The 444-nt window shown below is 55.2% G+C and carries 1 protein-coding gene; it reads left to right on the top strand.

Annotated elements, in window-relative coordinates:
* Positions 1 to 12 precede the first annotated feature (12 nt).
* The coding region (locus tag EN991_RS39485; protein WP_164769829.1) for a ParB N-terminal domain-containing protein at positions 13 to 444 on the top strand (432 nt) is incomplete at its 3' end.

The raw sequence follows: 444 nt of genomic DNA, 5'->3' as shown, positions 1-444 counted from the left end.
GGTTGAGCCCGCATGACCATAGAGCATCCTACCCTTCCGGACGTAAAATCCGCTTTTGAGCGTGATACAATCCGCCTTCGGCTTGAAGACATCCAGCCGCTTCACCTGATCACCGAAAGCACCAAGGGAACCCAAAAATACCAACAGGTCAGGTCGTCCGTTCGCGAGATCGGACTGGTGGAACTGCCCGTAGTCGCAAGGGACAAGGACACGCCTGGAAAGTACCTCTCGGTCGACGGACACATGCGCATTGAGATCTTGCGGGAGATGGGCATCACTGAGGTTGATTGTTTGATCGCCAACGATGACGAGGCGTTCACCTACAACAAACGGGTAAGCCGGCTCGCGACGATCCAGGAACACTTCATGATCCTGAAGGCCATCGACAGCGGCGTCCCCGAAGAGACCATCGCGAGAACCCTAAATGTCAACATCGGCCAAATC

Source organism: Mesorhizobium sp. M7A.F.Ca.US.005.03.2.1 (genome assembly GCF_003997795.1).
GTDB lineage: Bacteria > Pseudomonadota > Alphaproteobacteria > Rhizobiales > Rhizobiaceae > Mesorhizobium > Mesorhizobium ciceri.
The sequence above is the reverse complement of the archived record's forward strand: the minus strand, read 5'-3'. Positions and strand labels throughout refer to the sequence as shown.